Origin of the sequence: Proteus sp. G4380 (assembly GCF_963885725.1) — a bacterium.
Taxonomy (GTDB): Bacteria; Pseudomonadota; Gammaproteobacteria; order Enterobacterales; family Enterobacteriaceae; genus Proteus; species Proteus mirabilis.
On sequence record NZ_CAWPAV010000097.1, the window covers coordinates 1 to 4,123 of the forward strand.

At 38.5% G+C, this 4,123-nt stretch carries 5 protein-coding genes and 1 pseudogene; 2 read left to right on the forward strand and 4 right to left on the reverse strand.

The features are described from left to right. On the forward strand, positions 1 to 431 hold a 431-nt coding region (locus AACU98_RS08570; protein WP_237612248.1), incomplete at its 5' end, for a GNAT family N-acetyltransferase. 155 nt (positions 432 to 586) lie between these two features. Here AACU98_RS08570 and AACU98_RS08575 read toward each other — a convergent pair. Beyond that, entirely contained in the window at positions 587 to 766 is a 180-nt protein-coding gene (locus tag AACU98_RS08575) for a GhoT/OrtT family toxin (RefSeq protein ID WP_017628013.1), read from the reverse strand. A gap of 567 nt (positions 767 to 1,333) precedes the next feature. Between AACU98_RS08575 and AACU98_RS08580 the strand changes: the two genes are divergently transcribed. Further along, positions 1,334 to 1,876: a DUF924 family protein gene (locus tag AACU98_RS08580; RefSeq protein ID WP_004250729.1), complete on the forward strand. Its 543-nt coding sequence runs from the start codon at positions 1,334 to 1,336 to the stop codon at positions 1,874 to 1,876. Positions 1,877 to 1,991: 115 nt separating this feature from the next. Here AACU98_RS08580 and AACU98_RS08585 read toward each other — a convergent pair whose 3' ends face one another. The 3 genes and pseudogenes from AACU98_RS08585 to AACU98_RS08595 form a co-directional block, all read right to left on the reverse strand. Next, complete coding sequence (locus AACU98_RS08585; RefSeq protein WP_004243611.1) at positions 1,992 to 2,768, reverse strand: dimethyl sulfoxide reductase anchor subunit family protein; 777 nt, start codon at positions 2,766 to 2,768, stop codon at positions 1,992 to 1,994. Between the two features lie 3 nt (positions 2,769 to 2,771). Beyond that, positions 2,772 to 2,906 (reverse strand): annotated as a pseudogene (locus AACU98_RS08590) (DMSO/selenate family reductase complex B subunit); the annotation flags it as partial. A gap of 8 nt (positions 2,907 to 2,914) precedes the next feature. Continuing rightward, positions 2,915 to 4,123, reverse strand: a complete 1,209-nt coding sequence (locus tag AACU98_RS08595; protein WP_001339197.1) for an IS4-like element ISVsa5 family transposase — start codon at positions 4,121 to 4,123, stop codon at positions 2,915 to 2,917.

Sequence of the window (4,123 nt, forward strand, 5' to 3'; positions counted from 1 at the left end):
AATATACTATGAAAATTACCCTCGCTAGCAACCGACATTTATCCATACTTGTTAAGCTTGATACCTATGCTCAACAAAAACCTTCTCGTACTGATGAGATCGACGTATGGTTAACTAATCAGGCCGTTTATCTGCTAGAGGTGAAAAGTGAAATTATTGGTTATGGTGTTGTCCATCGCCATTTTTTTGGTCAGCAATTTATTGAATTAGTGATGATAGCTAAAGAGCATAGGGGAAAAGGTTATGGCAAAAAACTAATTACTTATTTTCAGCAAAAAATAGCGACAGAAAAATTGTTTACTTCAACCAATCAATCTAATGTACCCATGCAAAATTTATTTATTCAATTAGGCTTTGTTGAAAGTGGCTATATTGAAAACCTTGATGAAGGTGATGCTGAGCTTATTTTTTGTTTTATAAAAAATCATTGATAGTTTAGGCTAGAAACACGCTAATAGATTAGTGAAAGACTAATATATTGAGTGAAATACATTTCAGTTTTTAGAATAGTTCTTAATTTTTAAGAGCCTCTCAATAAAGTGATTAAATAAAAATATTCTATATCAACCATCTTATTTTAATTTAATCAACCAAAAATAGAAAATATAATGGCCATTGGGAAACTCAATGGCCATGTTATTGCGATAAGAAAAGCACTCAGCAGGCGCATAGCTAAGCTGGGATCTTTGGTTAAAAAGAAGGTGATAATAAAAGAGAGTACAGCCCCAATTAGGTAGCCTATTCCAATAGTTGCGATAACAGACATAGTCGATCTTCAGTAAAAAAATTGCAGTAATTGTACGCTAATTTTGTTAAAGAAACAGACTAAGAAGAAAAAATTTTCAACAAATGTCATTAGCAATTGGTGTTTTTTTAGCATTTATTTCATTATTGATCGCATATTTTACTTAAGTAACATCCAACAAGCTTATAACAACTTTTCTTGTTTTGCCGTAGCCTTTGCTACTGTAAGTCTTTTTAATACCCTAACACTATTTTTTAAGCTTTATCCCTTTTAGGCTTTTATCTATTCTATTAACGATCCCAAAGGGGGTTATAGTAACAACATCCTTATTATATTGATTACTAAGTTACATAGATCATTAACAACATTGTTTAGAGTATAACTTGCTCATGGATGGGTAACACTTAAAGGAGCTAAGTGTTAACTAGGACGTGATTAAAATCCTCTTGTTGCCTTTAAAGAGGATTTATTTTTTTGTTTTTTAAAGAAGCTCGATCCCTGTAACCTTTTTCATACTATTCATAGGTTAAAAATCAGTATACTTTAGAGATGATATTTCTTATCAATTTATATAAGGTGGTTATCGCTATGGTTCCTTACCAACCCGTATTAACCTTTTGGTTTGAAGAATGTACCCCAAAACAGTGGTTTCAAAAGGATAGCGCTTTTGATAAAGAAATTAAGGATAGATTTGGTGAGCTATGTATTAGCGCAAGTCGCGCAGAGCTTGCCTCTTGGCGCGAGAGCATTGAAGGGCGGTTAGGGGAAATTATTATTCTAGACCAGTTTTCACGTAATATTTGGCGTGATACACCAAAGGCTTTCGCCCAAGATAATATGGCGTTAATTCTTGCTCAAGAAGCCATTCGGTTACCCGAATATCTCACCCTGACACCAGTAAAACGCAAATTTCTGATCATGCCATTTATGCATTCAGAATCACAAAAAATCCATCAAGATGCCATTGCGTTGTTTTCACAATTAAATGATGACGACACGTATCAATATGAATTACGCCATAAAGAGATTATCGATAAATATGGTCGTTATCCTCATCGTAATGAAATTTTAGGCCGTACTTCCACAGCAGAAGAGTTAGCGTTTTTACAACAACCCGGCTCCTCATTCTAAAAAGAAAAAATGCATATCTAAAAAGATATGCATTTTGTTTTTCGTTTCTTGCCGATGACTATGCTTATGATGATAAATCAATAATGATAAAGCGTCATCGCACAGAAAACCCATATTACATGGTTATATGCCATAAGTTATAAAAGGCAATGCGACCGGATAATTCAGCAATTACGACCGCTGCGGCACAAGTTGCTAAGGTCACTTTTGAGGTTTGCGCTTTTAATGCACTAAACCCGACAACCACAATACCTAATGCTAATACTGCTAATTGGAAACCCCAAAACAGTGATTGCTCAGCACTTAATTCTGGGCCATTAAAGCTTAGGAAACTGACATAACCGGAGCGTGCGGCAAAGGTAATTATGGCACCGATAATAAAGGACAATGCCCCTAAACGTCTTGCACCACTGACCATTGCAAGTACTCCACCGCCAATTAATAGCGTCATCCAAAACTGTAACGTGGTGTAATCTGTATTCCAGTTAGCAATTGTTGGAATATGGTAAACTTGCGGAATTGACCAAACAAAAGCTAAACCAAAAATAACGGTAAATAGATTACAAATTTCACGTAATCCCCGCCATTTTTTCATAATAGTGAGTGCCACTGTTGCAAAAGCAAAACCAGTAAATACACCACTTAGAAAAGCTTCGTTACTCATTGGAGAACGTCCTACGCCTAATAACATATTGAAAAAGCGTAGTGGCTGACCTACGTGTAATCCACCAATACCTAAGCCCACAAGCATTAATATCAGAGCAAGAATATTGGCATTACGCAGTTGTTGTTCATCAATTTGACCTAACTTTTTACTGATATAAGCGATCAGAAACAGACCTGCTGCGCTAGAGCCTAAAACAGTAAAAAAGACAAGAGGAAGTTCATGCATGGTTTATACCTCCGCCGCATTTTGAACTGAGCCGGTTTTATCACCAGAAGGTTTTGCATCTTTATGTGCTTTTATCACGATATTTGGGTTAGTTAAGCTTGGATCTGGCATTGGTGCGATACCACACTCTGTACTGAGAGATCCCCTCATAATTTCCCCAAAGCGTAACCATGTGTGAATAAATTTTGAGCTAGTAGGGTTGCAGCCACGAGTAAGTCTTCCCTTGTTATTGTGTAGCCAGAATGCCGCAAAACTTCCATGCCTAAGCGAACTGTTGAGAGTACGTTTCGATTTCTGACTGTGTTAGCCTGGAAGTGCTTGTCCCAACCTTGTTTCTGAGCATGAACGCCCGCAAGCCAACATGTTAGTTGAAGCATCAGGGCGATTAGCAGCATGATATCAAAACGCTCTGAGCTGCTCGTTCGGCTATGGCGTAGGCCTAGTCCGTAGGCAGGACTTTTCAAGTCTCGGAAGGTTTCTTCAATCTGCATTCGCTTCGAATAGATATTAACAAGTTGTTTGGGTGTTCGAATTTCAACAGGTAAGTTAGTTGCTAGAACCCATGGCTCCTTTGCCGACGCTGAGTAGATTTTAGGTGACGGGTGGTGACAATGAGTCCGTGTCGAGCGCTGATTTTTTCGGCCTTTAGAGCGAGATTTATACAATAGAATTTGGCATGAGATTGGATTGCTTTTAGTCAGCCTCTTATAGCCTAAAGTCTTTGAGTGACTAGATGACATATCATGTAAGTTGCTGATAGGTTTCCAGTTTTCCGCTCCTAGGTCTGCATATTGTACTTTTCCTCTTACTCGACTTAACCAGTACCAACCCAGCTTCTCAACGGATTTATACCATGGCACTTTAAAGCCAGCATCACTGACAATGAGCGGTGTGGTGTTACTCGGTAGAATGCTCGCAAGGTCGGCTAGAAATTGGTCATGAGCTTTCTTTGAACATTGCTCTGAAAGCGGGAACGCTTTCTCATAAAGAGTAACAGAACGACCGTGTAGTGCGACTGAAGCTCGCAATACCATAAGTCGTTTTTGCTCACGAATATCAGACCAGTCAACAAGTACAATGGGCATCGTATTGCCCGAACAGATAAAGCTAGCATGCCAACGGTATACAGCGAGTCGCTCTTTGTGGAGGTGACGATTACCTAACAATCGGTCGATTCGTTTGATGTTATGTTTTGTTCTCGCTTTGGTTGGCAGGTTACGGCCAAGTTCGGTAAGAGTGAGAGTTTTACAGTCAAGTAATGCGTGGCAAGCCAACGTTAAGCTGTTGAGTCGTTTTAAGTGTAATTCGGGGCAGAATTGGTAAAGAGAGTCGTGTAAAATATCGAGTTCGCACAT

What these genes read in the sequence shown, in the direction of transcription:
- AACU98_RS08575 (WP_017628013.1), bottom strand. Translation starts at nt 766, where the DNA reads ATGTCTGTTATCGCAACTATTGGAATAGGCTACCTAATTGGGGCTGTA.
- AACU98_RS08580 (WP_004250729.1), top strand. Translation starts at nt 1,334, where the DNA reads ATGGTTCCTTACCAACCCGTATTAACCTTTTGGTTTGAAGAATGTACC.
- AACU98_RS08585 (WP_004243611.1), bottom strand. Translation starts at nt 2,768, where the DNA reads ATGCATGAACTTCCTCTTGTCTTTTTTACTGTTTTAGGCTCTAGCGCA.
- AACU98_RS08595 (WP_001339197.1), bottom strand. Translation starts at nt 4,123, where the DNA reads ATGTGCGAACTCGATATTTTACACGACTCTCTTTACCAATTCTGCCCC.